This is a genomic window from Collimonas sp. OK607 (assembly GCF_900111995.1).
Lineage (GTDB): Bacteria > Pseudomonadota > Gammaproteobacteria > Burkholderiales > Burkholderiaceae_D > Collimonas.
Map to the genome: position 1 here is coordinate 1 of NZ_FOKF01000055.1, position 25,433 is coordinate 25,433.

The 25,433-nt window shown below is 56.6% G+C and carries 24 protein-coding genes; 11 read left to right on the top strand and 13 right to left on the bottom strand.

What is annotated here, in order from left to right; translation table 11 throughout:
• The first annotated feature begins 208 nt into the window (after positions 1–208).
• The 4 genes from BM029_RS23340 to BM029_RS23355 are packed head-to-tail and all read left to right on the top strand — an operon-like array spanning position 209 to position 3,406.
• Positions 209–1,150 carry a 2-hydroxyacid dehydrogenase gene (locus tag BM029_RS23340; RefSeq protein WP_092440214.1) on the top strand — a complete coding sequence of 314 codons (942 nt, stop codon included), beginning with the start codon at positions 209–211 and terminating at the stop codon, positions 1,148–1,150.
• A 29-nt stretch (positions 1,151–1,179) separates the two neighbouring features.
• Positions 1,180–2,088 (top strand): hydroxymethylglutaryl-CoA lyase, encoded by a 909-nt coding sequence (locus BM029_RS23345; RefSeq protein ID WP_092440175.1) that lies wholly within the window; start codon positions 1,180–1,182, stop codon positions 2,086–2,088.
• Between the two features lie 29 nt (positions 2,089–2,117).
• The gene (locus BM029_RS23350) at positions 2,118–2,912 is read left to right on the top strand and encodes a basic amino acid ABC transporter substrate-binding protein (protein WP_092440177.1); all 795 of its coding nucleotides are present in this window, start codon (positions 2,118–2,120) and stop codon (positions 2,910–2,912) included.
• Between the two features lie 11 nt (positions 2,913–2,923).
• Positions 2,924–3,406: a YbaK/EbsC family protein gene (locus BM029_RS23355; protein WP_092440179.1), complete on the top strand. Its 483-nt coding sequence runs from the start codon at positions 2,924–2,926 to the stop codon at positions 3,404–3,406.
• Positions 3,407–3,457: 51 nt separating this feature from the next.
• Here the strand turns inward: BM029_RS23355 and BM029_RS23360 are convergent, their stop codons facing one another.
• Positions 3,458–5,572, bottom strand: a complete 2,115-nt coding sequence (locus BM029_RS23360; RefSeq protein WP_139217329.1) for a YfhO family protein — start codon at positions 5,570–5,572, stop codon at positions 3,458–3,460.
• 141 nt (positions 5,573–5,713) lie between these two features.
• Here BM029_RS23360 and BM029_RS23365 point away from each other — a divergent pair, with 141 nt between their 5' ends.
• From BM029_RS23365 to BM029_RS23375, 3 genes are all read left to right on the top strand, one after another.
• The gene (locus BM029_RS23365; RefSeq protein WP_092440183.1) at positions 5,714–5,962 is read left to right on the top strand and encodes a DUF1289 domain-containing protein; all 249 of its coding nucleotides are present in this window, start codon (positions 5,714–5,716) and stop codon (positions 5,960–5,962) included.
• The gene (locus BM029_RS23370) at positions 5,959–6,876 is read left to right on the top strand and encodes an MBL fold metallo-hydrolase (RefSeq protein WP_092440185.1); all 918 of its coding nucleotides are present in this window, start codon (positions 5,959–5,961) and stop codon (positions 6,874–6,876) included. The genes BM029_RS23365 and BM029_RS23370 overlap by 4 nt, the downstream gene beginning before the upstream one ends.
• Positions 6,877–7,023: 147 nt before the next feature.
• On the top strand, positions 7,024–7,983 hold the full coding sequence (locus BM029_RS23375) for an NAD(P)H-dependent flavin oxidoreductase (RefSeq protein ID WP_092413320.1): 960 nt from the start codon (positions 7,024–7,026) through the stop codon (positions 7,981–7,983).
• Here BM029_RS23375 and BM029_RS23380 read toward each other — a convergent pair whose 3' ends face one another.
• The 7 genes from BM029_RS23380 to hisC form a co-directional block, all read right to left on the bottom strand.
• Entirely contained in the window at positions 7,984–8,361 is a 378-nt protein-coding gene (locus tag BM029_RS23380) for a DUF1850 domain-containing protein (protein WP_092440187.1), read from the bottom strand.
• Positions 8,362–8,379: 18 nt separating this feature from the next.
• Positions 8,380–10,410, bottom strand: coding sequence for a TRAP transporter permease (locus tag BM029_RS23385; protein ID WP_092440189.1), 2,031 nt, complete (start codon positions 10,408–10,410; stop codon positions 8,380–8,382).
• Between the two features lie 18 nt (positions 10,411–10,428).
• A complete protein-coding gene (locus BM029_RS23390; RefSeq protein ID WP_092440191.1) occupies positions 10,429–11,379 on the bottom strand; it encodes a TAXI family TRAP transporter solute-binding subunit in 951 nt (316 codons plus the stop codon).
• Between the two features lie 172 nt (positions 11,380–11,551).
• Entirely contained in the window at positions 11,552–12,280 is a 729-nt protein-coding gene (locus tag BM029_RS23395) for an alpha/beta fold hydrolase (RefSeq protein ID WP_371329159.1), read from the bottom strand.
• Positions 12,280–13,026 carry an META and DUF4377 domain-containing protein gene (locus BM029_RS23400; RefSeq protein ID WP_170851203.1) on the bottom strand — a complete coding sequence of 249 codons (747 nt, stop codon included), beginning with the start codon at positions 13,024–13,026 and terminating at the stop codon, positions 12,280–12,282. Before BM029_RS23400 ends, BM029_RS23395 begins: the two co-directional genes overlap by 1 nt.
• A gap of 59 nt (positions 13,027–13,085) precedes the next feature.
• Complete coding sequence (locus BM029_RS23405; protein ID WP_092440195.1) at positions 13,086–14,234, bottom strand: MFS transporter; 1,149 nt, start codon at positions 14,232–14,234, stop codon at positions 13,086–13,088.
• 88 nt (positions 14,235–14,322) lie between these two features.
• Positions 14,323–15,411: a histidinol-phosphate transaminase gene (gene hisC / locus BM029_RS23410; protein ID WP_092440197.1), complete on the bottom strand. Its 1,089-nt coding sequence runs from the start codon at positions 15,409–15,411 to the stop codon at positions 14,323–14,325.
• Between the two features lie 344 nt (positions 15,412–15,755).
• On the opposite strand from hisC, the gene BM029_RS23415 reads away from it, so the two are divergent.
• From BM029_RS23415 to BM029_RS23425, 3 genes are all read left to right on the top strand, one after another.
• The gene (locus tag BM029_RS23415; RefSeq protein ID WP_092440199.1) at positions 15,756–16,607 is read left to right on the top strand and encodes a mechanosensitive ion channel family protein; all 852 of its coding nucleotides are present in this window, start codon (positions 15,756–15,758) and stop codon (positions 16,605–16,607) included.
• A 283-nt stretch (positions 16,608–16,890) separates the two neighbouring features.
• Positions 16,891–17,943 (top strand): type II asparaginase, encoded by a 1,053-nt coding sequence (locus BM029_RS23420; protein ID WP_170851204.1) that lies wholly within the window; start codon positions 16,891–16,893, stop codon positions 17,941–17,943.
• A gap of 189 nt (positions 17,944–18,132) precedes the next feature.
• The gene (locus BM029_RS23425) at positions 18,133–18,585 is read left to right on the top strand and encodes a GtrA family protein (protein ID WP_092440203.1); all 453 of its coding nucleotides are present in this window, start codon (positions 18,133–18,135) and stop codon (positions 18,583–18,585) included.
• Positions 18,586–18,606: 21 nt separating this feature from the next.
• On the opposite strand, the gene BM029_RS23430 is transcribed toward BM029_RS23425, so the two are convergent.
• Positions 18,607–19,569: a glycosyltransferase family 2 protein gene (locus BM029_RS23430; protein ID WP_092440205.1), complete on the bottom strand. Its 963-nt coding sequence runs from the start codon at positions 19,567–19,569 to the stop codon at positions 18,607–18,609.
• Positions 19,570–19,733: 164 nt separating this feature from the next.
• Here BM029_RS23430 and BM029_RS23435 point away from each other — a divergent pair, with 164 nt between their 5' ends.
• Positions 19,734–20,312, top strand: coding sequence for a DUF4337 domain-containing protein (locus tag BM029_RS23435; protein WP_092440207.1), 579 nt, complete (start codon positions 19,734–19,736; stop codon positions 20,310–20,312).
• A gap of 66 nt (positions 20,313–20,378) precedes the next feature.
• On the opposite strand, the gene ettA is transcribed toward BM029_RS23435, so the two are convergent.
• From ettA to BM029_RS23455, 4 genes are all read right to left on the bottom strand, one after another.
• The gene (gene ettA / locus BM029_RS23440) at positions 20,379–22,046 is read right to left on the bottom strand and encodes an energy-dependent translational throttle protein EttA (protein WP_092413330.1); all 1,668 of its coding nucleotides are present in this window, start codon (positions 22,044–22,046) and stop codon (positions 20,379–20,381) included.
• A gap of 122 nt (positions 22,047–22,168) precedes the next feature.
• Positions 22,169–23,071, bottom strand: coding sequence for an EamA family transporter RarD (gene rarD, locus BM029_RS23445; RefSeq protein WP_092440209.1), 903 nt, complete (start codon positions 23,069–23,071; stop codon positions 22,169–22,171).
• A gap of 157 nt (positions 23,072–23,228) precedes the next feature.
• Positions 23,229–23,912 (bottom strand): Dph6-related ATP pyrophosphatase, encoded by a 684-nt coding sequence (locus BM029_RS23450; protein ID WP_092440211.1) that lies wholly within the window; start codon positions 23,910–23,912, stop codon positions 23,229–23,231.
• The gene (locus tag BM029_RS23455; protein WP_092440213.1) at positions 23,909–25,147 is read right to left on the bottom strand and encodes a Bcr/CflA family multidrug efflux MFS transporter; all 1,239 of its coding nucleotides are present in this window, start codon (positions 25,145–25,147) and stop codon (positions 23,909–23,911) included. Before BM029_RS23455 ends, BM029_RS23450 begins: the two co-directional genes overlap by 4 nt.
• Between the last annotated feature and the right edge of the window lie 286 nt (positions 25,148–25,433).

Consider the following 25,433-nt stretch of genomic DNA (forward strand, 5'->3'; position numbering starts at 1 on the left):
CATGCATGCAACTGACAATTCAAAATCATTAGCCCTTTGATTTTTATCGATTATTTGAGGGGAAGGGTCAGGGTCAGAGTTTTTTTACGACAGTCCTATCGTCGTAAATTACTCTCCCCGCGCGGCTCTGACCCCAATTAACGGCCCACGGAGCACAAACCACAGCATCCGTTTTAAGCAAACGCCAAAATTGTTTAAGGACCAAACAGTGAAACTCCTGTGTTACGTACCACCAGGCACCGACTTCGAAAACTGGATCGCCGACTTCAGCACAGCCATACCGCAAGCCGATATCCGTTTCTGGCAAGAAGGCGATAACGCCCCAGCCGATTACGCGCTGGTATGGCGGCCACCCGCAGCCATGCTGCAAGGACGCCATGATCTCAAAGCCATCTTCAATCTCGGCGCCGGAGTCGACGCGATCCTGCAATTAGGAGATGCATTGCCGAGCGGCGTACCGTTAATCCGGGTCGACGACGGCGGCATGGCAATCCAGATGGCGCAATACGTGACGCATGCTGTGCTAGGTTATTTCGGCCGCCACGACATTTACCGGCAACAAGCCGCGCGCGGCGAATGGCGGCCATTGCCGGCGCCCGACAAAAGCGATTTCAGTATCGGTATTCTCGGCATGGGCGTGCTGGGCTCGCGTATCGCCGAGGCATTGGCGCACTTCGAATTTCCATTGAATGGCTGGAGCCGCAGTCCGAAAGACCAGCCCGGAGTGCGCAGCTTTGTCGGCGACGGCGAGCTCGACGCGTTCCTGCGCGCATCGCGGGTACTGGTGTGCATCCTGCCTTTGACCGACGCCACGCGTGGCATTGTGAATCGACAAAACCTGCAGAAACTGCAAAAGGGCGCGGACGGCGCTTACCTGATCAATGTGGCCCGCGGCGGCCACGTGGTCGAGGGAGATCTGCTGGCATCGATCCAGGAAGGCCAGGTAGCTGCGGCGACACTGGACGTATTTGAGCAAGAACCTTTGCCGCCAGCCCACCCGTTCTGGACAGAGCCGCGCATCACGATCACGCCGCATATATCGGCTGTGACGGTAGATGTGGACACGGTCCGGCAGATCCGCAACAAGATACTGGCGCTGGAAAATGGCCAGAGCGTCAACGGCGTAGTCGATCGTACCAACGGTTATTGAAAACCGAAATTTGAAGAACAGGTGATGACATGACATTCCCCAGCAAAGTGAAAATCGTCGAAGTCGGCCCGCGCGATGGCCTCCAAAACGAAAAGGAAACCATCCCCGCTGACGTCAAGATAGCGCTGGTCGACCAGCTGACCAACGCCGGCTTCGTCAACATCGAAGCAGCTTCCTTCGTATCGCCGAAATGGGTGCCGCAGATGGCGACTTCCAGTGAAGTGATGGCAGCCATCCAACGCAAGCCGGGCGTCATCTATTCCGCTCTGGTGCCCAACATGAAAGGCCTGGAAGCCGCACTCGCAGCCGGCGCCGACGAAATGGTGATCTTCGGCGCGGCCTCGGAAGCGTTCTCACAAAAGAATATCAATTGCTCCATCGCCGAATCCATCGAACGGTTCCGTGAAGTGGCGCAAGTGGCCAAACAAGAGGGCAAGCGTCTGCGCGGCAGCATCAGCTGCGCTTTCGGCTGTCCGTATCAGGGTGAAGTCAGCATAGATTCGGTAGTCGATGTGCTGCATCGCTTGCGCGACCTCGGCTGCGACGAAATCGATATTGCCGACACCATCGGCGTCGCCACACCGAACAAAGTACATGCAGTGATGCAAAGACTGGTGCAGGAATTTCCGATTGAGCGCCTGTCGGGTCATTTCCACGATACTTACGGCCAGGCGCTGGCAAATATTTATGCCAGCCTGGAAGTCGGCATTTCGATTTATCACTCGTCGGTTGCAGGCCTGGGCGGCTGCCCGTATGCTAAGGGCGCAACCGGCAACGTATCGTCTGAAGACGTGTTGTATCTTATGCAAGGGCTCGGTATCGAAACCGGTATCAATTTGGATGCCGTCGTCGATGCAGGACAGTTTATCTCGGCGCATCTCGGACGCAAGGCGGTCAGTCGGGCAGGCAACGCCATCGCGGCCAAGCGCCTGGGCTGATTTGCCGAACAACAGGAAATGGAAAAATCATGAAACGTACCGCAATCAAAGCAGCATCCCTCATATTGACCGTATTGGCTTTGAGCGGCATCAGCGCATGCAGCAAGCATGAAGACAAACCTGCTGCGGGTGCGGAGATCAAAGAATATGTGGTCGGCACCGGCGCTACCTATGCGCCTTTCGAATACGAAAACGAACACAAGGAACTGGTAGGTTTCGATATCGACGTGATGAAGGCGATAGCGCAAAAAGAGGGCATGCAAGTCAAGTTCATCAATACCCCGTTCGATGGTATTTTTACCGCGCTGGCCCAAGGCGACCGTGACATCATCATGTCCGGCCTGACCATTACCGAGAAACGCAAGCTGACTGTCGATTTCTCAGATCCTTATTTTGAAGCCGGCCAGGTTATCGTGGTGCCGCTCGATTCGAAAATCCAGAAGATTGACGACTTGAAACCGCTGAAGGTCGGCGTTTTGCAAGGCTCCACCGGTGATGACATGTTGCAGAAGCTGCTGGGCGATAGTAATGCCAATATCAAGCGTTTCGAATCCAGCGCGCTGGCCATGAAAGAGCTGGAAGCCGGCGGCGTCAGCGCGGTCGTTGCCGACAAGGGTGCGGTGGTGCATTACCTGTCGAACAACCAGGTAAAGGGAATCCGGATCGTAACAGACGATAATTTTCCAAAAGAATTCTTCGGTATCGCTGTGAAAAAGGGCGATGCCGCATTGCTGGGGAAAATCAATCAGGGTCTGGCGGCGATCAAGGCAGACGGCACCTACGACAAGCTACACGCGCAATATTTCGATACCGTCGCTAAATAAGGTAGTTTCAAATGAATATACTTCCTGACAGTGCCCAACGTGTTGCCGATCTGCTGACGGCAATGGGGCACGACAAGCAAGTCGTCATGTTGCCGGAAACCGGCAAGACGTCGGCCGAGGCCGCTGCCGGGCTCGGTTGCAGCGTGGCCGAAATCGCCAAGTCGATTGTATTCAGGCGCTTGACCGATGACGCCGCCGTGATGGTGGTGGCCAGCGGCAGCAATCGTGTGGATGAAGCCAAGGTGGCGGCGCTTGTCGGTCCGCTGGGGAAGGCCGATGCACGCTTCGTCAGGGAGCGTATCGGTTATGCCATCGGCGGCGTTTGCCCTATCGGCCACGTCGGCAAGACGGTAATGCTGATAGACCAGGATCTGCTGGAGCTTGGCAGCGTCTGGGCTGCGGCCGGACATCCGCACGCGGTCTTCAATCTGACGCCGCAGCAACTGGTAACGATGACCGCGGCGCCGGTTGCCGATGTAGCCTTGCGGGCCTGACAGAGCTAATTGCGCGGATTCCTGCTGCGGGCGGCAACAGGGCCAGGTCAGCTACCGATTCGGCTCTGCAGCAAGTTTTAGCCACACCAACCCCAAACCCAGGTTACGACTATCTGCACTCAGCCCCAATGACGCGGGGGAGGCGGGTTTTTCGATGTTGAACTGGATCGTCAGTAAGCCGCCGCTTTTCGCAAGCAGATCGGGTGGAATCTTCACGGTGCGCGTGCTGTAGTCCGCATCCTGCGGAGCCACGTATTTAAATACCTCGAGTTTTTGGCCATTGACGGAAACGGCGACCTCTAGCGACTGGTGTGTCGCCGCCAGAAAGGCGCGCGACTTGAATTCGAGATTGACCGCGCGGTCCCCAACATCGGGCATACGCATGACCAGGCTCGCAGTTCGCGCATCCGTCCAGCGGCCCCAATCTTCGACGACCGACCAGCCGTCCAGCAGGAATCCTTCATCTGCACCGCCCTGCGTGAACGAAAGGGTCTTTCCAGCTTCATAGTGTAGAACGCCCGAGTAAAAATCAATCTGGTCCGGGGTCAGCCATTTGTTCTCTCCGATATCGTATCGGCAAACTCCATGCAAATTGTGGCTCCGGACATATTCCCCGACGCGATAGAGATACATCGGCTTTTGTTCGAATACCCAATCCGGCGGATTGAATGTCGCGAAACCATTTAATGTCGGGATGCCAAAAGTATCTGCAAGAAGCATCGCTTGTACATTTTGTTCGTACAGCCTTGAAACGATGTCGGTAGGTTTGGGAAGCGGATTATCGACAAAGAAAGACGCGCAAATTTTAGGGGCGGGTGTGGCGTTATCCAGTCTTGCCATTATTTTTTTTGTCTCCAGGTTAACCCCCGCATGCAAATTTACCTGGCTGGCGCAAACGATTAACAGAAGAATGAAAACGGGAATCCTGGCTTTGGGAAACGATTGCCACAAATTGCAGAAATACACCGTAATCAGGAGCGCGACAGGAAATGCCAGATAAATATAAAACCTGGAAATAACCCGCACACCGCTGGCGCCTGGAATGAGTGAATGGACAAAGAACCACAATGAATGGCCGGAAAAAGAAAGCGGCAAAACAAGGGCAATTAACGTTGCATAGCCCAGCGCCTTGAACCAAAGCGGTTTGAAGGTGGATTTTCGTAAAATCAGACCTGAAATGATAAACAGAGACAGGGCCAGAATATCCGGGGTGAACCCGAATTGATATTCGCCCGGGCGCCATAGTCCTGGGAAGCGTTTGTCAATGAAGTCAAAGGCGGGCTCCCAAAGCAGACTGCCTCTGCCGGTGTTGAACATTTCTGCAGCATGCAGACTGAAATAGAGCTGGTTGCCATAACCTTGTCCGCCGGTCTCCTTGAGTTTTGGCAAATACACGAAAACGAAAGGAATTACCGCAACCAGGAAAACGAACAGGATGAATGCGACCTGGTATCTCGACGATGAGATGGCTTTTAGAAATAGCTTTACCTTGCTGAAATCCAGACACGCATAAAAAATGGCATAAATTATCAGAAATAATCCGAAAAACCATGCCATGTAAAATCCGGTCAGTAGTATCGCCCCATACAGCAGGGAAAATGCGGCGCCATATAAAACGATGGATTTTTTTTGATTCGCTAAAATATTGCGGACGGTTTCGAGCAAAAGAAATGCTAGCAATGGTGCAAATGCGACGCCGAGCAATTGTCCGTGGCCAGCACTTGCCGACGAGTTGATAAACAAAGTAAATAGTGCGGCGCCCAGTATGGCGATGACGTTTTTTTGTTGCAGGCGGCCCAGCAGTACCGCCATCGAAAAGAATCCTATGGCCTTGACGCTGATGTGCATCAGTTCCTGGCTAACCAGCACATTCCATCCCAATACCCGATACGCGGCGGCTATCAATCCATAAATAAAGTAGCTGTCGTTATAGCCGAGGGTATCTGGATAGGGATAAAAATACAGGGGCTGATTCCACACATGGTGAAACTGGAAAACACGATACCAGTGAGATACTAAAACCGCCTCTATGACGCCGTCGTAATCATCTCCGAAAATCCAGGCAAAGCCGGAATTTATTTGCTGGTAGAAAAACAGATAGATGGTTATGGCGCCAATAACGGCCATTAGGAAATAGTGCAGTCCTTCTTGGGTGATTTTTTTCAAATTCGCCATTATTTTTTAATTTTATTTAATTTGAAGCGGCCCGGTAGAATATTCCGGATGCAGGTGACCGCTATTAGAGGCAGTGGTGTCGCGTATTATAGGAATAAGTGGCGAACAACCAGCAGAATATTTCGAGACGGCATGGAAAACAAGCAAATCAAGATCACCGGCAGGCCGCCTGCGATCAACGCGAGCGGCAGCGACGTTAACGGCATCAATCTGGATTACAGTGCATCGCCCTGCATCAACGTCTGCGTGATGAACGCGGGCAGTGGACTGTGCGAGGGCTGCCTGCGGACCCTGGATGAAATTGCCGCATGGGGCTGCGCCAGCGATGAGCAGAAGCGCGGTATCTGGCGGCATATCCTGCAACGACGGGCGGCAGCATGACGACGCTGCATTTGCCGCCGACCATGCGCGTTCTGGAGCGCGGCTGGCTGTCTTCCAACAACATCCTGTTTCTGGGCCGTGAACAAACGGCGCTGGTCGACAGCGGCTACCTGAGCCACGCGGTGCAAACCGTGGCGTTGGTGGCGCACGGCTTGCAAGGCCGGCCGCTGGACCGTTTGCTGAATACCCACCTGCATTCCGATCATTGCGGCGGCAACGCGGCTTTACAACAAGCTTATAGCTGCCATACATCGATTCCGGCCGGGCAAGCCGAGCAGGTACGCAGCTGGGACAGGGATGCGCTGAGTTACAACGGCACCGGGCAACAATGCGCGCCTTTCAGTTTCGACGATACCTTGCAAGCTGGCGACCTGCTGACGCTTGGCGACATGCAATGGGAGGTGATGGCAGCAGCGGGGCACGATCCGCATTCTCTGATTTTCTATTGCCAGGAACACGGCATCCTGATTTCCGCCGACGCCCTGTGGGAAAACGGCTTCGGCGTGATCTTTCCGGAACTGGACGGCGAATCAGGTTTTGCCGAAGCGCGGGCGACGCTGGAATTGATCGCCACGCTGGACGTGCGCCTGGTGATTCCCGGCCATGGCAGTCCGTTCAGCGGCGTCGCTGCGGCGCTCGATACGGCTTTTTCACGACTCGACTATCTGGCTGCCGATCCGCAACGCAACGCACAGAATGCCATCAAGGTGTTGCTGAAGTTTTTGCTGCTGGAACGGCAACAGATCGAATTGACCGAGGTGCCACCGATGCTCGCCACCATGCCCTTGGTGGCGGCCGCCAACCGGCGTTATCTGCAGCGCACCGAAGCCGACCTGAGCGAGTGGGCGATAGCGCAACTGGTACGTGCCGGAGCCGCTGAAATACGTGACGGTTTCTTGTACAACCGACATTAAGTCGGTCTTAATAAGTCGGACTTCGATGCTTGGCAGGCAGGGATGATCCCAGCCGGGCTTTAGAGGACAAAATCTAGCACGATCGTACTTTTTTATTTCCATTTTCCCCTATAATCAAACTCTTCATACCCAATACAAGAGGTCGTTATGGCATTGCCCGTTGCGTTGCAAAACCTGAGCCTTCCCGTGATAGGTTCGCCGATGTTCATCGCCAGCGGTCCGGCTTTGGTAGCCGCGCAATGCAAGGCCGGCATCGTCGGTTCGTTCCCGGCCCTTAACGCCCGCCCCGCGGAATTGCTGGATGTCTGGCTGACGGATCTGCAGGCGGAACTGGCCGCATACAAGGCAGCGCATCCTGACGCAAAAATCGGGCCGATCGCGGTCAACCAGATCGTCCATCAATCGAACGACCGCCTGGCGCATGACGTCGCGGTCTGCGTCAAGCACCGGGTACCGATCATTATCTCCAGCCTGCGCGCGCCGCCGCCGGAAATGATGGATGCAATCCACAGCTATGGCGGCATTGTGCTGCATGACGTGATTTCGATCCGCCATGCGCAGAAGGCGCTGGAAGCGGGAGTCGACGGCTTGATCCTGGTGGCCGCCGGCGCCGGCGGCCATGCCGGCCCCCTGTCGCCGTTTGCGCTGGTGGGCGAAGTACGTAAATTCTTCAAGGGCCCGATCGCCTTGTCGGGCGCAATCGCCACCGGTGACGCGATCCTGGCAGCACAAGCGATGGGCGCCGACTTCGCCTACATCGGTTCGCGCTGGCTGGCGACCAAGGAAGCCCATGTCGACGATGCTTATCGCCAGGCGATTGTGGAATCGACAGCGGCCGATGTGGTGTACACCAACCTGTTCACCGGCGTGCATGGCAACTACCTGAAAAAATCCATCGTGAATGCCGGTCTCGATCCTGAGAATTTACCGGAAGCCGATAAATCGAAGATGAATTTCGGTTCGGGCGGCACCGGCGCCAAAGCCTGGCGCGATATCTGGGGCGCAGGCCAGGGCGTCGGCCTGATGGACGACGTGCCGAGCGTAGCGCAGATGGTGGATCGTTTGCAGACTGAATATCAAGCTGCACGCCAGCGTCTGGCGTTGTAATCAGTTCGGCTGCGTACTTTTATCGCAGGCCCATAGCCTGGTAACAATCGCAGCCGGCGGCACAATTTCAGCTAATGACTGGCACTGACCCAGGGTGCAAAATTGATAATCCGGCGTGAATTCTGAGCGTGTCAGCAACAACTCCGACATGGTTTGCTGAGGTTGCCAACGCCAGAATCCGTCTTTAAAACGGCTAGCATGCGGTGGCTCCATGCCCGCGCCGCTGCCTTGTACGCGGGCTTCTTCCAATACCAGTGCGCCAGCTTCGACGCGATAACTCTCTTCCCAGCGGATTTTTTCCACCGAGTGCTGCCACGCCAGCGTGAAGCTGGCAATGGCGAGCACTGCTTTAACACCACCGCTGGCCAGGCAGAGCATGGCTCGGACTAATCAGATTCATGTCAGGCTTTGCGTGGCGACGGGTGCGGCATTACGCCAACGCCACCAATGTTGCGCCAACAGAACCAGAGCGATGGCAAAACCAAGTTCATCGCTATATGGCAGCTTCACCACCAGTACGCAGGCCGCTGCAATCATTGCGATGCGTTCCCACCAGGCCAGGCGTCCGCGCCAAAAGCCAATCGATCCCATGCCCCATAAAGTCACTGCCAGCAAGGCTTTGAAACTGATGTACACAATCGCCGTCCACGTCGGATCGCCTTGCAACATCAGCGCCGGGTCATAGACCGCCATGAAAGGCACCAGGAATCCGGCAATCGCAATCTGCAATGCCTTCATGCCTATCGCCATGCCGGAAGCGCGCGCAATCGGCGATGCGGCGAACGCGGCAAGCGCAACCGGCGGCGTCAGATCTGCCATGATGCCGAAGTAAAAGACAAACATGTGCGACACGATCAAAGGTACGCCCAGATCCAGCAATGCAGGCGCGGCAATCGAACTGGTAATGATGTAGTTAGGAATGGTGGGGATGCCCATGCCCAATACCAGGCACGTCAACATGGTCAACAGTAGCGACAACATCAAACTATGTTCGCCCAGGTCGACAATGTGGCCTGCAACCGTGGTGGCAACACCAGTCAAGGAAATAACGCCGATAATCACACCGACCAGCGCGCAAGCGATACCGACAGGCAAAGCATGCAAAGCGCCGTGATACAAAGCATCCACTGCAGTTTTGAGGACGCCGCGATCCCGGCCCAAAAAGATCAGTACGACCAGCACTGTCACCACTGCAAAAATCGCGGTAATGCCGTATTGGTTGAACGTCGCGCAAGCCACGCCCAAACCGAGCCAGAACATCACGCGCCATAGCGTCGCGCTAATCCGCGAAGCCAGGCCGCTGCCCAAGATCAGCACCACCGTCAAAGCCAGGCCGACCATGCCGGAAAACAGCGGCGTAAAGCCGGAGAACAAGAGTGCTACCAAGACCACCAGCGGCAACAGCAAATACCAGCGTGCGCGCAATGCGGCCAGGGGATTAGGGCAGTCTTCTTTTGCCAGGCCCATCAAACCTGCGCGGCCGGCTTCCAGGTGCACCATCCAGAATACGGTGAAGAAATACAGCAAAGCAGGTATCAGCGCCGCTTTGGTGATATCCAGATAAGGGACATTGATCGTTTCCGCCATGATGAAAGCCACCGCACCCATTACCGGCGGCATGATCTGCCCTCCCATCGAACTGGTGGCTTCCACCGCACCGGCAAACTCGCTGCGATAGCCGAAGCGCTTCATCAGTGGAATCGTGAACTGGCCGGTACTGACCACGTTCGCAACGCCGGAGCCATTGATTGTTCCCATCAAGCCGGAGGAAATCACCGACACTTTTCCCGGTCCGCCGCGTGAACTGCCGACCAGGCCAAGCGCCAGATCGTTAAACAATTTCAGCATGCCCGCTTGTTCAAGGAATGCGCCAAACAAAATAAACAGGAAGATGTAGCCTGACGACACATAGGTCGGAGTGCCATACAAACCCTCGGTACCAAAGGCCAGCTGTGAAATCACTTGTTCCAGATCGTAGCCGCGATGCTGGAAACTGCCTGGTAAATATTCACCAAATAAGGAGTAGGCTAAAAATGCCAGGCAGATACCTGGCAAGGCCCAGCCCATCATGCGGCGCGAAGCATCGAATACCAATATCAGCGTGGCGACACCGATGATCCAATCCCATTGATTGAGCTCGCCGGCGCGCAAAATCAACTCACCTTCGTATATCCAGTGATAAAACGCCAGACCCAGGCCAAACAGGCCAAGCGTGATGCCCAGCCAACTCGGACGTTCTTGTTTTACACCGCGCAAATCATATTGGCAGTAAATCAGCAGAAATAAAAAGCCGACGTGCAGTGCCCGCACCACGGTAGTGGAAACGGGGCTGAACGCTGCCGTAATGAGCTGAAATGTGGAAAACGCCAAAGCGCCGTAAAACAGCAGCCAGAATGGGCGTGACGGGGATTGTTCCGATTGTTCCATGTGGATTCCTGAATTGGTTTAATCGATCAAGCCTTTTTCGCGGAAATAGCGTTCCGCGCCAGGATGCAATGGAATCGGCAAGCCGCTGGTGGCATCGGCCAGGACGATCGATTTAGCGGCGTTATGTGCATTACCCAGCTGATCGATGTTGTCGTAAAGCTGTTTGGTCATTTCATACGCAGTACCTTCTGGCACCTTGTTATGCGTTACCAAAATATTGCTGATCGCCACAGTTGGCACGGCTGCATCCTGACCGGTGTACGTTTTTGCCGGCAGGCTGGATGCCTGATAGGCCGGATCGCCAATCCTGGCGACGACATCTGCCGGCACCGGGATGAAGATCACCGGAATTGTCGTGGACAAATCGCGGAAAGCCGCCATGCCCAAGCCGGATGATTGCAGCGTGGCGTCAAGCTGGCGATTCTTCATCAGCTCGACCGATTCGGAATACGGCAGGAATTCTGTCTTGGAAAAATCTGCGTATTTCAACCCTGCGGCGGCAAATACCGCACGGGCATTAAGTTCGGTACCGGATTTCGGCGCGCCAACGGAAATGCGTTTGCCTTTTAGATCGGCCAAAGTGCGAATGCCACTGTCGGCACGGGCAACGATGTGGATGTAATTGGGATAAATTGCGCCAATCGCGCGAATATTCTTCAATGGCTTCGGAAAACCCGCATCCGCTACGCCGGTCCAGGCATCGCTAACGCTGTCGGCTAAAGCAAAGCCGATTTCACCGCGGCCGCGTTCGAGCAGATTAAGATTTTCTACCGATGCTTTAGTTGCTTGCACCTGGATTTTGGCTTTGGGCAGGGCTTTGCCATATAACTGTGACATGGCGACGCCGAGCGGGTAATAAACACCGCTGGAACCGCCGGTCAAAACATTGACGAATTGTTGCTGTGCGTGGGCTGCCGTGGCAGAAACGCTGAGGCACGTGGCGAAAATGAGAGTGTGTGCTAACTTCATGACGGTCTCCTTGTTTATCAAAAAAACAAGGTTCACACACTACCATCAAAAAGTGTTTTTTTTACAATTCCGAGACAACTTTCTTATCTAAAAATTATCTTTTAATTCCTAAAGTACAATGTTTTTTAAGGGAATTTGTAGAGACACCCCGATTTTCTCTATCGCCGAGATATCAATTATCGACGGACCGCGATAGCCAGCCGGATAAAATCTGCAGCAATTCCTCGGGCTTCTCCAGCGGCGTCATATGGCCGCAATCCTCGATCACCACCATGCTGGCGGCGGGAATCCGGGTCGCCATCAGCCGTGCTTCGGCGATGCTGCTGAGCTGGTCGTTGCTGCTGGCGACAACCAGCGTCGGGCAGCGGATGTTTTCCAGTTCGGCGTAACCATCGCTGCGCAGCGCCGATAATTGGTTGATGAAGACTTCCTTGCCGTTACGCAACGCCATCGCCTGCAGACGATCGAGCAACACCCGGTCATGGGCCCGATCCGGGTGCAGCGACGATGCCAGCGCGCGGCTGGTCAAACCCTTGAACGGCACTTGCCTGGCCAGTTCCAGTTGCATCCGGTTGCCGGCAATTTCGCGCGGATCCTGCTGGCGCGCCGAGGTATTCAGCAACGCCAGCGCGATTACCCGTTCAGGCGCCTGCTGCATGATCGCCTGCGCCACGTAGCCACCCATCGAGAAACCGATCAGGACGAAGCGAGGCGGTGCGTTCTGCAAGACGCGCGCAGCCATCGCACTGATCGAGTCATCCTGCCCGAGATCGCCGAAATGCAGCTGGCCCAGTTGCGCCAGGCCGTCGCGCATATCGTCCCACAGGGTTTGATCCAGCATGAAGCCGGGTAACAGCAGCAGCTGGGGCAAGCTGTGATCGTGATTTATAGACTGCGTCATTATTTCTTGACCACTTCCTGTTCCACTACCATATCGAGGGTCCACTTGATGGAGCTGGCATCGGCTGGCGGATTGGCGACTTGTTCCTCCAGGATCCGCAGGCGATAAGCGATACCGGGCTCAAAATTGAAACCCTGGATGTTGCCGTACCAGAGCTGCCAGGGATCTTCCTTGCGCTCGCGGATCTGCAGGCAAGTGGTGCGCATCACGCCGGCGCTGCAAGGCACTTTTTCCGATGCCACATAGATGAACTTGATTTTTGCCGAAGCGCCCGGCTTTTCGCGCGCATGGAAACTCATGGTTTGACCATCCAGGGTTTTCATTTCCATCTGCTGGCCGTCGATCTTGTATTGATTCACCGCTTGCAGCTTGTCGAGGAAATCAGCTTCGAATTGCATTGCCGGTCCAGGGCAAGCCATGCGGGTTGTCACCGCCTGGACGATCGTCAACTGGCCGGGCCCGCGCACTGAATAGGGTGCCGAGAACTGATTGCAGCCGGCGCGGCCGCTGACTCTTCCCTGGCCTTTTTCCTGAGCGAAATTCAAGATGACCGGTTCGCCGTTGTCGCCATGCGGCACGGTGTGCCCGGGCCAGCGCGTCAGTTCCCAGCGCGATGCGGTGAGTGCCGCACTGCTGTCAGCCGCGGGTTGCGGGGGAGTGCCGGCACAGGCCGCCAGGGTAAGGCCGGCAGCGGCGCCGAGCGCCAGGCAGCGGATCAGTGAACGTGGAAATGCGCTAAGCGTCATGTGGACTCCATGCAAAGGGTTGGCGTACAAACGCAAGCGCATATTTTAGCGTAATGACATCATTCCAGCCATCTGGCGCGGCTAGCTGCCAGCGCCACCGCAATGCACAGCACGCCTACCAGCGACAAGGCTGCTGGCAGGCCGAAGCCATGCGCCAGAAAGCCGATGAGCGGTGGCCCGATCAGGCCGCCGGTATAACCCATGGTGGTGACCCCGGCCAGCGCGGTCGGGCCGTGGCGGCCGGCGGCGCTGAAGATGAAAGGAAAGATGGTGGCAATGCCGACGCCGGTCAGTGCAAAGCCGGCGATGGCGAATGGGATTTGACTGGCAAGTAACGCGATCAGCATGCCGATAGCCGCTATCAAGCCGCCACCGGCGACGACACGGCGCGCACTGAGTGCTTCCTTCAACCTGTCGCCGACGATGCGCGTCAGCAGCATCATGCCGGCAAAGAACGCAAAAGCGAGCGGCGCCACGCCGTCGCTGGCAAACAAGCGGTCCTTCATGTAGACCCCGCTCCAGTCGGCCACGGAGCCCTCGATGATCGCGCCGCCGAAGGCCACCACGCCGAGTGCAATCAGCGGGCCGTGTGGCAGCGCAAAGTGTTTTTTACCAGCGATATATTGCGGCCGGTCATTCGGCAAGGCGCGGTAACACAGCCGCAGCGGAATCGCCACACATGCAGCGATCAGGCTGAAATGCAGCAATGGCGAGATCTCCATGCCGGCAACGGCGCTGCCAAGCAAGGCGCCAGACAAGGTACCGACGCAAAACCAGGCATGCAGCTGCGACATGAGCGAGCGTCCGGCGAGCTTTTCGACTTCTGCGCCAAGTGTGTTGATCGCGACATTGAAACAGCTGGACCAGGCGCCCAGGCAGAGCATCGCCAGCATCAGCAACGGCTGCGTGGGCGCCAATGCCAGGCAGGGGATGGTGATCAACAGCAGCACGCCGGCATACCAGCTGGCGCGGCGCGCGCCATAGTGACCCACCAGCCACGCCGCCAGCGGGAACGAACCGACTGCGCCAATGCCGCCGCCGAGCAGAAACAGGCTAAGGCTGGCCGGATCCAGTTGCAGGTTATCGCGCAACGCCGGGATGCGCGAGACCCAGCTGGCATAGATCACGCCTAGCAACAGGAACAGCAGCGGCAAGGCCGCCCGCTGCATGCGAGTGATGACGACAGGAGTGGAGACTGGTGATGACATTGCTGGAAGGGTGGGGGGCTTATGCAGACTGCACAGACAGCGGAATGATTATGGCTGACGGCTCGCCGTCAGCCATAATCCCGGACGATCAGAAGTCGGCAGGCATGTCTTTCAGATGCGTCTGCAAAGCATCCAGCAATGTCTGGCAAGCCTCATCGGTACCCACCGTGATGCGCAGGAACTGAGCAATGCGGGCACTGCCGAAATGGCGCACGATGATGCCATCAGCACGCAAGCGGGCCGCCAGCTTGGCGCCATCGTGGCGTGGATGGCGCGCAAACACGAAATTGGCAGCCGATGGCAGCACGTCGAAGCCGAGTGTGGTCAAGCCGCTGACCAGGTGCTGGCGGCTGGCCATCACTGCCAGCCGGGTCTTGTCAAAGTGCGCCTGATCCTTGATCGCCGCGGTAGCGCCGACGATCGCCATGCGGTCCAGCGGATAGGAGTTGAAGCTGTTCTTGACCCGTTCCAGCGCCGTGATCAGGTCCGGATGACCGATCGCAAAGCCGACCCGCAACCCGGCCAGCGAACGCGATTTGGACAAGGTCTGCACCACCAGCAGATTAGGATAGCGCGCCACCAGGGGGATCGCGCTGTCGCCGCCGAAGTCGACATAGGCCTCGTCCACGATCACCACGCAGTCGGGCTGGCCGGCCACCAGCCGTTCCACCTCGGCCAGCGGCAGCAGGCAGCCGGTAGGGGCATTCGGATTCGGGAAAATGATGCCGCCGGCGGGCGTGTTCAGATAATCGTCGACCCGCAGCGTAAAGTCCTCGGCCAGCGGCACCAGCCGATGGGCGATCTGGTACAAGCCGCAATAGGTCGGATAAAAACTGTAGCTGATATCCGGGAACAGGATCGCGTGCTCATGCTGCAGCAAGGCCTGGAACGCATGCGCCAGCACCTCGTCGGAACCGTTGCCGACAAATACGTGGGCAGGCGTTATCCCGTGCGCGGCGTTTTGTTCCGCCAGCGCCAGTTTCAGCGGCTCGGCATCCGGATTGGGATACAGCCGCAAATTGTCGCCTAGTTCGGCGCTCATGGCCGCCAGCGCCAGCGGCGACGGGCCGTACGGATTTTCATTGGTGTTGAGCTTGACCAGCTTGCTCAGCTTGGGTTGTTCGCCGGGGGTGTAAGGCGTCAGGCGGTTGACGATGGGACTCCAGAATTTGCTCATTGTGTCGCTAAAAAAAAGTAAGGGCGTAGGAGCCTGTCGGACTTAGGAGTGGTCGGCTGCAAAAATACCTGGACGGTCCATATTTCACCGGCTTCTTGGTCAATAGCCACGCTATTGACACTGCGAATCCGGCAAAATCTGTCCTCGCCCAGCTATTTTTTCGCTTCGACCCCCTAAGTCCGACAGGCTCCTGGGCTGCGCGGGTTGGCGAATCAGCCATATGGTAGCAAACCCGGAGCGGTCTGGCTGGGATTCGCGGGTTGCACTGAAGACAACTGGTAACATAGAGGGCTTAATGCGCGGACCCGGTTCGCGTTATTTTATTCAAGCAACAGGAGCTGCCCTTGAACATATTAGCCGCCAATCAACTCACCGCGATCTGGAGTTTTCTTCTTGAATCGTCCTTGCACTATGGCCTCAACGCTGTACTGGCCATCATCACGCTGGCAGTCGGCTGGTGGCTGTCGTCGCGTTTCGCCAATGCGCTTGACCGGGTAATGACCCGCGCCAGCCTGGATGCCACCTTGCGTCCGGTGCTGCGCAGCGTGTTGCTATGGCTGATACGCCTGATCACCCTGGTTGCCGTGCTTGGCCAGTTCGGCGTGCAGACCGCCAGTATCGTCGCCGTCCTTGGCGCCGCCGGCCTGGCGATCGGCCTGGCCTTGCAGGGGACTTTGCAAAACATAGCAGCTGGCATGATGCTGCTGTTCCTGCGGCCGTTCCAGGTCGGCGAATACATCTCGAATGGCAGCATTGAAGGTACCGTCGATGAAATCGGCTTGTTTGCGACCAAGCTGACCAAGGCTGACGGCATCTGCCTGTTCGCGCCTAACAATCAGCTGTGGAATAGCGCCCTGACCAACTATAGCCGCAACAACACGCGCCGCATCGATATGCCGATCGGCATCAATTACAAGGATGATCCGGCCGTTGCGATTAAAGCGTTGCAGAAACTGTTGATGGCGGACGAGCGGATCCTGGCGACGCCGGCGCCGATGGTGGTTGTCACCGACCATGCCGAAAGCGCGGTCATGCTGAATCTGCGGGCCTGGACCACCACCTCCGAATACTGGGCGGTGCGCTGGTCGATTGCGCAAAATGTTCAGGCGGCGCTGGCAGCGGTAAATTGCTCGATCCCGTTTCCGACGCGCGAGTTGCTTATCACGCATGAGGCGGAAACCAAGGTTGCTGCTTGATCGGTCTGCTTTCGATCTGATTCTTGCTAAATTGGAACCTATAATAATTTTGCATAAACCTATGCCTAGATGGCATTAGATCGCTTTGCCAACATTCGTTACAGTTCCGCTGCGCGGCGGCGCGTTCCCGAATGTTGAACTGCCGCGTGACCGCTTCCGGGTTTGAATTTGAACTGAACCTGGCTTGCGGTCCACAATTACCTACAAGATCAGGAGATATATGTCTACCACCCGCACACTCGCACTGCGCTCCCTCAATCGCACCTTCAGTTCTTACGCGGTGATGATGTTCAGCGCCTTATTGCTCTCCGCCACCGTGGCGCATGCGCAAGACAACCAGGCCAAGCTGCCTAACGTGATGATCCTGGCGACCGGCGGCACGATTGCCGGCACCGGCGCCGACAGCACCACCACGGTTGGCTACACGTCAGCCACCGTCGGCGTCGAAAAGCTGATTGCTGCAGTGCCGGAGTTGAAGAAAGTCGCCAATGTCAAAGGCGAGCAAGTATTCCAGATCGCTAGCGAAAGCATGACCAACGACCATTGGCTGAAGCTGGCCAAGCGCGTCAATGCCTTGCTGGCGCAATCGGACGTGGATGGCATCGTCATCACCCATGGCACTGACACCATCGAAGAAACCGCTTATTTCCTCGACCTGACAGTCAAGAGCCGCAAGCCGGTGGTGATCGTCGGCGCCATGCGCCCTTCGACCGCGATCTCGGCCGACGGCCCGATCAACCTGTACAACGCCGTCCTGCTGGCCGGCAGCAAAGATGCGATCGGCAAGGGCGTACTGGTTTCGCTTAACGACCAGATCAACTCTGCCCGCGAAGTAACCAAGACCAATACCTCGTCCACCGACACCTTCAAGTCGCCCGAACTCGGCATGCTGGGTTATATCCAGGGCAACAAGGCGTACTTCTACCGGCAATCGACCCGCAAGAACACGGTCGATACCGAATTCGACGTCAGCAAGCTGGACGTGCTGCCACAAGTTGACATCATCTACGGCTACGCCAACATGACCCGCGCGGCACTCGATGCGCAAGTCGCTTCCGGCGCCAAGGGCATCATCCAGGCTGGCGTCGGCGACGGCAGTATTGCGGCGCAAATGAAAACACCGCTGGTCGAAGCACGCAAGAAGGGTGTGATCATTGTGCGCGCCAGCCGCGTCGGCCAGGGCATCGTTGCCCGCAACGGCGAAGCCAACGACGATGAACTCGATTTCGTGGTGTCGGACACGCTGAATGCACAAAAAGCACGCATCCTGCTGATGCTGGCGCTGACCAAGACCAACAACACCAAAGAAATCCAGCGCATGTTCTACACCTATTGATCATGTTCGCATGACATAGGTTACAGGCAGCGAAAAGCCAGCTAAATCATATCTGTGATTTGGCTGGCTTTTTTTATTTTCAGGCCGAATTTTGCCGCATATTTGCGGGCGCCACCGGAAGCGTTGTACGCGAGTCCCGATACAACGGTGCTAAGATAAACGCCGCACAAGCGATAGGGCAATTGCGTAATGTTTTTTGCGTTGCAGAAATCAACAATCAAAAATCAAAAACAGGGGCAGCAGTTGAACATTCGCAGAGAATTTTTCATCTTTGGAATTGTCGGGATCGCGGGATTCTTGGTAGATGCAGGCGTGCTGTATCTGTTAAAGGGAACGTTGGGTTTGTATTGGGCACGCGTTCCCTCTTTCTTCTGCGCCGCGACTGCTACCTGGTTGCTGAATCGGCAGTTTACTTTTCGCAATCGCGTATCCGGCGTGTCGATCATTCATGAGTATGTAAAGTATTTCGGTCTCATGCTGGGTGGCGGCGTCGTCAATTATCTCGTCTACGCGATGGCGGTTTCATTGATGCCGGCGTTTGTTTTCAGGCCGCTGATAGCCGTCGCGATGGGGAGCATCGCGGGGATGTTTATCAACTATTCTTTTGCGCGATATTTTGTTTTCCACAGGAAATCGAGATAATTTTTCCTGCATCAGCACTCGCTACCGTTCTGATCGGGAGAGCCAACGCAGTTCGAATTCGAGACGCTGCTGATGCGCGACCGAATCCAGAATCAGGCCGATACCCAAGGCCATTACCGCTGCAATACACAAGCCTGTCGCCAGGATGGCCAGCGGTACGTGATAAATATAGCGATATTGAATCCAGTCGTCGAACACCGGTATGCCTGCCGAAAAGCCAAGCAAAAGCATGATGATACTCAGGACGCTGAAAAAGGCCAGTGGCCGGTAATAACGAAAAATCTGGGCGATCGCAAACAGCACACGCGTCCCGTCAGACAATGTGTTTAGCTTGGAAACGCTGCCAGCGGGCCGATCCTTGTACGACACCGGGATTTCGACAATCCGCATGCGCTTGTGCAGCGCATGCAAAGTCATGTCGGTTTCGATTTGAAAACCTTCCGCCAGCACCGGGTAAGTCTTGACGAAGTCGCGGCTGAATACCCGATAGCCGCTCATGATATCGACCAGCCTGGCGTGGAACAGCCGATTCACCATCCATTGCACCAAGCCGTTGCCGAAACTATGGAATGAGCGCTGATTTTCGCGTGCATAATCGCCGTTGGAGCGGCGATCGCCTACCACCATGTCAGCCCGGCCTTCAATTACTGGCGCCATGAGTTCGCGGGCCTGATACGCCGGATAGGTGAGGTCGGCATCGGCCAGCACATAAATGTCGGCGTCTATCTCGATAAACGCGCGCCTGAGTGCGCTGCCCTTGCCTTGTCGCGGCTCGTCAATCACCCGGCCCGGACATGCCAGCTCCTGCAATACCTGTCCGGCGATTTCGCGCGTGCGGTCGCGGGAATTATTGTTGACTACGTAAATGACGGCTTCGGGCAGGGCTTCGCGAAAGGCCCGGATTGTCTCTGCGATGGTCAACTCTTCGTTATATGCCGGCAGGATAACTGCGATTTTCTTGTTCGATACGGCTGTGTTTGACATACGTCTCCACCATTATGTTGTGTCTCCCCCCATTAATGCGAAGTTGGCGCTAATTCTATCTCAGGAGTAATCTTGCGGATGGTTATCTGTTGGTGTAAGACCTCTAGTGCTTATAGGCAGTTACAATCGCTGCATAATTTGGTAATTTTTAAAGATCGAAGCCCATGTCCGAAGAATTCGAAGTCCCCAGTCCTCACGAGCAGCATCTGGAACACGTGACCGAGCACGCCCATGGCAGTGGCGATAATTTCGCCGGCAAGATCGCGGTGATGACAGCCATCATGGCGACTGTCGGCGCTATGTTCAGCTACCAGGCCGGTTCCACGGAGAGCGAAGCGGCGATGAACAAGAACAACGCCGCCATCAAGAAAACCGAAGCGTCCAACCAGTGGAATTATTACCAGGCCAAATCCAGCCGGCAAAACCTGGCCGAGCTGGCCGCGCATATTCCCGGCGTCGATGCGGCGCATTACACCGCCGAGGCGCAACGCTACAAAAGCGAAAAAGAAGTAGTGCAGAAGAAAGCCCAGGAGCTTGAGGCCGAAGCTAGTGCGTGGGATGAAAAATCAGAACTGGTATTGCATCAGCATCACCGTTGGGCGCAGGCGATGATGGCGATACAGATTGCCATATCGCTGGCGGCGATCACCCTGCTGACGCGCAAGGAGTGGCTGAAAAAAATGGCGTACGGTGCTGGAGCGGTCAGTGTGGTGCTGGGGACGCTGGCCTGGCTGCATATTTAAAAGTCGGCGACCATGAAAAAAGACGGAAAGCGCTGTGCGTTTTCCGTCTTTTTCGTTTCAATCCAATCAGCGCGTGACGGGCTTGTAGCGAATCCGCTTAGGCTTGGCGCCTTCTTCACCCAGGCGCTTGCGCTTGTCGGCTTCATATTCCTGGTAGTTACCGTCGAAGAACGACACTTGCGATTCACCTTCAAACGCCAGGATGTGCGTAGCGATACGATCCAGGAACCAGCGGTCATGGCTGATCACCATCACGCTGCCGGCGAATTCCAGCAAGGCGTCTTCCAGCGCGCGTAAGGTTTCGACGTCGAGATCGTTGGACGGTTCATCCAGCAGCAGCACGTTACCGCCTTGCAGCAGGGTTTTGGCCAGATGCAGGCGGCCGCGTTCACCGCCGGACAGGTTGCCGACGATCTTTTGCTGGTCGCCGCCCTTGAAGTTGAAGCGGCCCAGGTAGGCGCGCGAAGGCATTTCAAAGCGGCCGACGGTGAGGATGTCAGCGCCGCCGGAGACGTCTTCAAACACGGTTTTCTGGTCAGACAGGGAATCGCGCGACTGGTCGACGATCGAGACCCGGGCGGTCGTGCCCAGTACTACCTCACCGCTGTCCGGCTGTTCCTTGCCGGTGATCATCTTGAACAAGGTCGATTTACCGGCGCCGTTAGGGCCGATGATGCCGACGATTGCGCCTGCCGGAATGCGGAAGCTCAGGTTGTCGATCAGCATGCGGTCGCCGAACGATTTCGAGACATTCTTGAATTCGATCACTTCATTACCCAGGCGCTCGGCGACCGGGATGAAGATTTCCTGGGTTTCGTTGCGTTTCTGGTATTCGTGTTCGCTCAGTTCGTTGAAGCGTGCCAGACGCGCCTTACTCTTGGCTTGACGGCCCTTAGGATTCTGGCGTACCCATTCCAGTTCCTTGGCGATGGTTTTCTGGCGTGACGATTCGGTTGCCTCTTCCTGTTTCAGGCGATCGCCCTTTTGCTCCAGCCATGAGCTGTAGTTGCCTTTCCAGGGGATACCGTGACCGCGGTCCAGTTCCAGGATCCATTCGGCGGCGTTGTCGAGGAAGTAGCGATCATGGGTGATGCCGACCACAGTGCCAGGGAAGCGTTGCAGGAACTGCTCCAGCCATTCGACTGACTCGGCATCCAGATGGTTGGTCGGTTCGTCGAGCAGCAGCATGTCGGGTTTTGATAACAGCAGGCGGCACAATGCCACGCGGCGCTTTTCACCACCGGAGAGAATGCCGATCTTCGCGTCCCAAGGCGGCAAACGCAAGGCGTCGGCAGCCATTTCCAGTTGCAGGTCAAGATTGCCGTCGCCGGCGGTAGCAAGGATGTCTTCGAGTCGTGCCTGCTCAGCGGCCAGTGCGTCAAAGTCGGCATCTTCTTCTGCATAGGCCGCGTATACGGCATCCAACTTGGCCTGCGCTTCAAACGCTTCGCCCAGCCCGCCCTCGACGGCTTGGCGTACCGTTTGTTCCGGATCGAGTTGCGGTTCTTGCGGCAGGTAACCGATATTCAAGCCGGGCATAGGTACCGCTTCGCCCTGGATATCCTTATCGATACCGGCCATGATTTTCAGCAAAGTCGATTTGCCGGAACCGTTCAGGCCCAGCACGCCGATTTTGGCGCCTGGGAAGAACGACAGCGAGATATCTTTCAGGATCTGACGTTTGGGCGGCACGATCTTGCCGACCTTGTTCATTGTGTAGACGTATTGGGCCATGAGTAGCGATGATAATAAAAAGAAATGCGATGAATAGGCGAGCAGCAAAGAGTGAACTGAGAACGAACTGAAAGTGCACCGAACTGCCAAGAATAACCGATGCGGGCCGGGTTGACGAGTTGTTAAGACTGGTCTCCGACGCCAGGCGCCGGGCGTATTGTAAACGTGCGCCACAATCCTTCGGCGGAATACAGAATCAGCGCGCACCAGATGACGATGAAACCCACCAGCCTGGCGCCGTCCAGTTGTTCGTTATATAACCAGACGCCCAGCAACAATTGCAGCGATGGCGTGATGTATTGCAGCACGCCGATCAGCGAAAGCGGCAGGCGGCGAGCGCCGGCGGCAAACATCAGCAAGGGAATCGAGGTAATCGGACCGGCAGCGACCAGCAGCCATTTGGTGGAAGTCGAGGCGCTGACAAAGGTATTCTGATCCTGGACCGTAGTATAAACTAGGAACGCCAGTGCCAGCGGCAGCACCAGCGCCGTTTCCAGAGCTAAACCTGGCAGGGCGCCAAGGCTGGCGGTTTTGCGCAGCAAACCGTAACTGCCGAAAGTGACTGCCAGCGTCAGCGCAATCCAGGGCGGATGACCGGTTTGCCAGGTCAGCCAGAGCACGGCGGCGGCCGCCAATGCAATCGCCAGCCATTGCACCGGACGCAGCCGTTCGCGCAGGAATATGAAACCCAGCGCGACGCTGACCATCGGGTTGATGAAATAGCCGAGGCTGGCTTCGACGATGTGATTGTTGTTGACGGCCCAGATGTAGGTGGTCCAGTTGGCGGTCAGCAGCAGCGCGCTGGCCATAAAGCCGCCGATGACACGCGGCTGTCGCAGCATCGGCGCTACCCACGCCCACTGCTTGCGTACGGTTAATACGATTACCAGAAACAGGAACGACCACAGCATCCGGTGCATGACGATATCGACCGGCGGAATCTCGGCTTCCAGCGCTTTGAAGTAGATCGGGAACATGCCCCACAGGACGTAGGAGGCGATCGCGTAGAACATTCCTGCTTGCATGGCTTCGGTCTATAAAAGAAGGTGAAAGAGCGGCGGGCAATAGTTTGTTGTGTTTTTGTGCTTATTTCAGGCTTGACTGGATTGCATCTGGATAACATCCAGCATTTTACGCATAAGCGGCGCGTCTGATATTGCGGATATGCATATGGCCGATGAATCAGCCCGCCAGCAATTCCTGGAAATAATAAATCGTCGAACCCAGTTCCGGCGGTGATTGATACGGACTGATGCGGTCACGGTGGAACGGTACCGCATGGGTAAACGCCGGGCCGTCATACACGAAAGTATGGAACTCGCCGTTCTCGCCGCAGGCATCTACGCCCGGCGGCAAGTCGGCGAGAAAAGCCGCATCGAATTCACGTCCGCAAAAATCTTGCGACAGATGGTTGCCGTTGACGCACACTACCAGTGCCTTGAAACCGAGCGCCAGGAATTCATCCACCAGTTGCCGGCGCGGCTGGTTCCATAGCGGTAGGGAGGCTTGCAGTCCGGCCTCGGCGCAGACTTTTTCTTCCCAGTCGCGATGCGCTTGCAAATCGATATCGCCGAACACGGCATGGCGTATGCCGGCGCCGTGCGCATCACGCAAGGCAGCGATGAATTTTTCTTCATACTGTTGCCAGCTGGCGCTGTAAAACGCCAGCGGCACACCGAGTGCATTCGCCTGTGCTTGCAGCAATGTCGGCGGTACGCCATGCGAACGGGCACGTTGACCGCTTTCATCCAGTGCTGTAATCAGGCGTGTGATCTGCATGCCGTTTTGACGTGCGCGCCACAAGGCCAGGCAGGAATCCTTGCCGCCGCTCCATGACACCAGTGCGTTTGTCGTGTGAGTTGTCATGCCTGGGCTGCCGCTTGCGAAAGGCGCCGATGTTCTGGCCTGGCCACAAAGCGATGCAACAGCAAGCCGCCGCCGCCGCAAATTGTCATCACCACCATCAGTGGCAACGCCGTGCCATCGTGCCACAGACTCATGCCGATGCCGGAAGCGATGCCCAGCGAAAATTGCAACGTGCCCATCAAGGCTGAAGCCACACCGGCCTGCTTGCCTTGTTGTGACAAGGCGATCGCCGAAGCATTTGGGCTGATGAAGCCGTAGCACGCCAGGTAGCCGAAGAAACCAATCAACAGGATTGGCAGGTTGTTCACGCCGCAAGCCACCAGCACCGCCACCAGCAGGGTCAGGATAGCCGGCAGCCACAGGGCGCGGCCGAGGATGGTGTCGAGCGCATACTTTCCGACCAGGCGGGCGTTGATCTGGGAGGCGGCAATCAGGCCGAATGCATTCGTGCCGAACACGAAACCGAAATGCTCTGGTTTGATGCCGTGCAGTTCGATCAGGACAAAAGAAGAGCCGGTAATGTAGGCGAACATGCCGCCTTGCATCAGGCCGCCGACCAGGCTGTAAGAGACGAACTGGCGATCCAGCAATAGCCGGCCGTATTGTTTCAGGGTGCGGCCCAGATGCAGCGGTTCTGCTTTGTGGCGGTCCAGCGTTTCCTGCATCGTGTAATGGATCGCCAGCAGGCAAAACAAACCAAAGGCGGCGAGGCCGCCGAAAATCACGCGCCAGCCCCAGAATTTGAGCACGCTGCCGCCGATCAGCGGCGCCAGGATGGGGGCCAGGCCCATTACCAGCATCATCAGCGAAAACGCTTTGGCGGCGCCGGTGGTGCCTAGCCGGTCGCGGATTACTGCGCGTGCGATGACCATGCCGGCGCAGCCGCCGAGGCCTTGCAGGAAGCGGGATACGATTAGCGCGGTTACGTCTTGCGACACCATGCAGGCCAGGGAGCCTAGCAGGTACAGTGTCATGCCGACATAGAGTGGCGGCTTGCGGCCGAAGCGATCGCTGAGCGGGCCGTAAAACATCTGGCCGACTGCCAGGCCGACCAGGAAGCTAGCTAGTGTAAGTTGTACCAGGTTGCTGCCGACGCCGAACTCTTGGGCGATGGTGGGGAAGCTTGGGAGGTACATGTCGATCGACAGGGAGCCGATGGCGGTAAGGGCGCCGAGTAATAGCAGCCAGCCCGGGAGTAGTTTCTCGGGGCCTGGGGTGTCAGGTGTGTTTGTCATTGGGGTGCTTGGGGTTGCACAATTTGCTTGTGCTTCAGTGGTTATTTATAGCGGGTGGAGTGCGTCGGCGGGAGGGCCGGGTGGTGCGCCAGATATGGATCTTTCTGGCGACCGGGAACAGTTGTACATGTTACACGAACATCGCAATATCTGCCGGAGGTGGCCGGGCAGTAGTTAATTGGGGTCAGAGTCTGACCCTTCCCCTCAAATAACAACATGAATAGCCATAGAGCGCAGGGTATGAATTGCCTGGTTAATTTGCGAGATTGGGATCTGTCGGGGTGCT

Coding starts and splice junctions, on each gene's coding strand:
- BM029_RS23345 (WP_092440175.1), top strand. CDS start 1,180: ATGACATTCCCCAGCAAAGTGAAAATCGTCGAAGTCGGCCCGCGCGAT.
- BM029_RS23350 (WP_092440177.1), top strand. CDS start 2,118: ATGAAACGTACCGCAATCAAAGCAGCATCCCTCATATTGACCGTATTG.
- BM029_RS23355 (WP_092440179.1), top strand. CDS start 2,924: ATGAATATACTTCCTGACAGTGCCCAACGTGTTGCCGATCTGCTGACG.
- BM029_RS23365 (WP_092440183.1), top strand. CDS start 5,714: ATGGAAAACAAGCAAATCAAGATCACCGGCAGGCCGCCTGCGATCAAC.
- BM029_RS23370 (WP_092440185.1), top strand. CDS start 5,959: ATGACGACGCTGCATTTGCCGCCGACCATGCGCGTTCTGGAGCGCGGC.
- BM029_RS23375 (WP_092413320.1), top strand. CDS start 7,024: ATGGCATTGCCCGTTGCGTTGCAAAACCTGAGCCTTCCCGTGATAGGT.
- BM029_RS23380 (WP_092440187.1), bottom strand. CDS start 8,361: ATGCTCTGCCTGGCCAGCGGTGGTGTTAAAGCAGTGCTCGCCATTGCC.
- BM029_RS23385 (WP_092440189.1), bottom strand. CDS start 10,410: ATGGAACAATCGGAACAATCCCCGTCACGCCCATTCTGGCTGCTGTTT.
- BM029_RS23390 (WP_092440191.1), bottom strand. CDS start 11,379: ATGAAGTTAGCACACACTCTCATTTTCGCCACGTGCCTCAGCGTTTCT.
- BM029_RS23395 (WP_371329159.1), bottom strand. CDS start 12,280: ATGACGCAGTCTATAAATCACGATCACAGCTTGCCCCAGCTGCTGCTG.
- BM029_RS23400 (WP_170851203.1), bottom strand. CDS start 13,026: ATGACGCTTAGCGCATTTCCACGTTCACTGATCCGCTGCCTGGCGCTC.
- BM029_RS23405 (WP_092440195.1), bottom strand. CDS start 14,234: ATGTCATCACCAGTCTCCACTCCTGTCGTCATCACTCGCATGCAGCGG.
- hisC (WP_092440197.1), bottom strand. CDS start 15,411: ATGAGCAAATTCTGGAGTCCCATCGTCAACCGCCTGACGCCTTACACC.
- BM029_RS23420 (WP_170851204.1), top strand. CDS start 16,891: ATGATGTTCAGCGCCTTATTGCTCTCCGCCACCGTGGCGCATGCGCAA.
- BM029_RS23425 (WP_092440203.1), top strand. CDS start 18,133: ATGTTTTTTGCGTTGCAGAAATCAACAATCAAAAATCAAAAACAGGGG.
- BM029_RS23430 (WP_092440205.1), bottom strand. CDS start 19,569: ATGTCAAACACAGCCGTATCGAACAAGAAAATCGCAGTTATCCTGCCG.
- BM029_RS23435 (WP_092440207.1), top strand. CDS start 19,734: ATGTCCGAAGAATTCGAAGTCCCCAGTCCTCACGAGCAGCATCTGGAA.
- ettA (WP_092413330.1), bottom strand. CDS start 22,046: ATGGCCCAATACGTCTACACAATGAACAAGGTCGGCAAGATCGTGCCG.
- rarD (WP_092440209.1), bottom strand. CDS start 23,071: ATGCAAGCAGGAATGTTCTACGCGATCGCCTCCTACGTCCTGTGGGGC.
- BM029_RS23450 (WP_092440211.1), bottom strand. CDS start 23,912: ATGACAACTCACACGACAAACGCACTGGTGTCATGGAGCGGCGGCAAG.
- BM029_RS23455 (WP_092440213.1), bottom strand. CDS start 25,147: ATGACAAACACACCTGACACCCCAGGCCCCGAGAAACTACTCCCGGGC.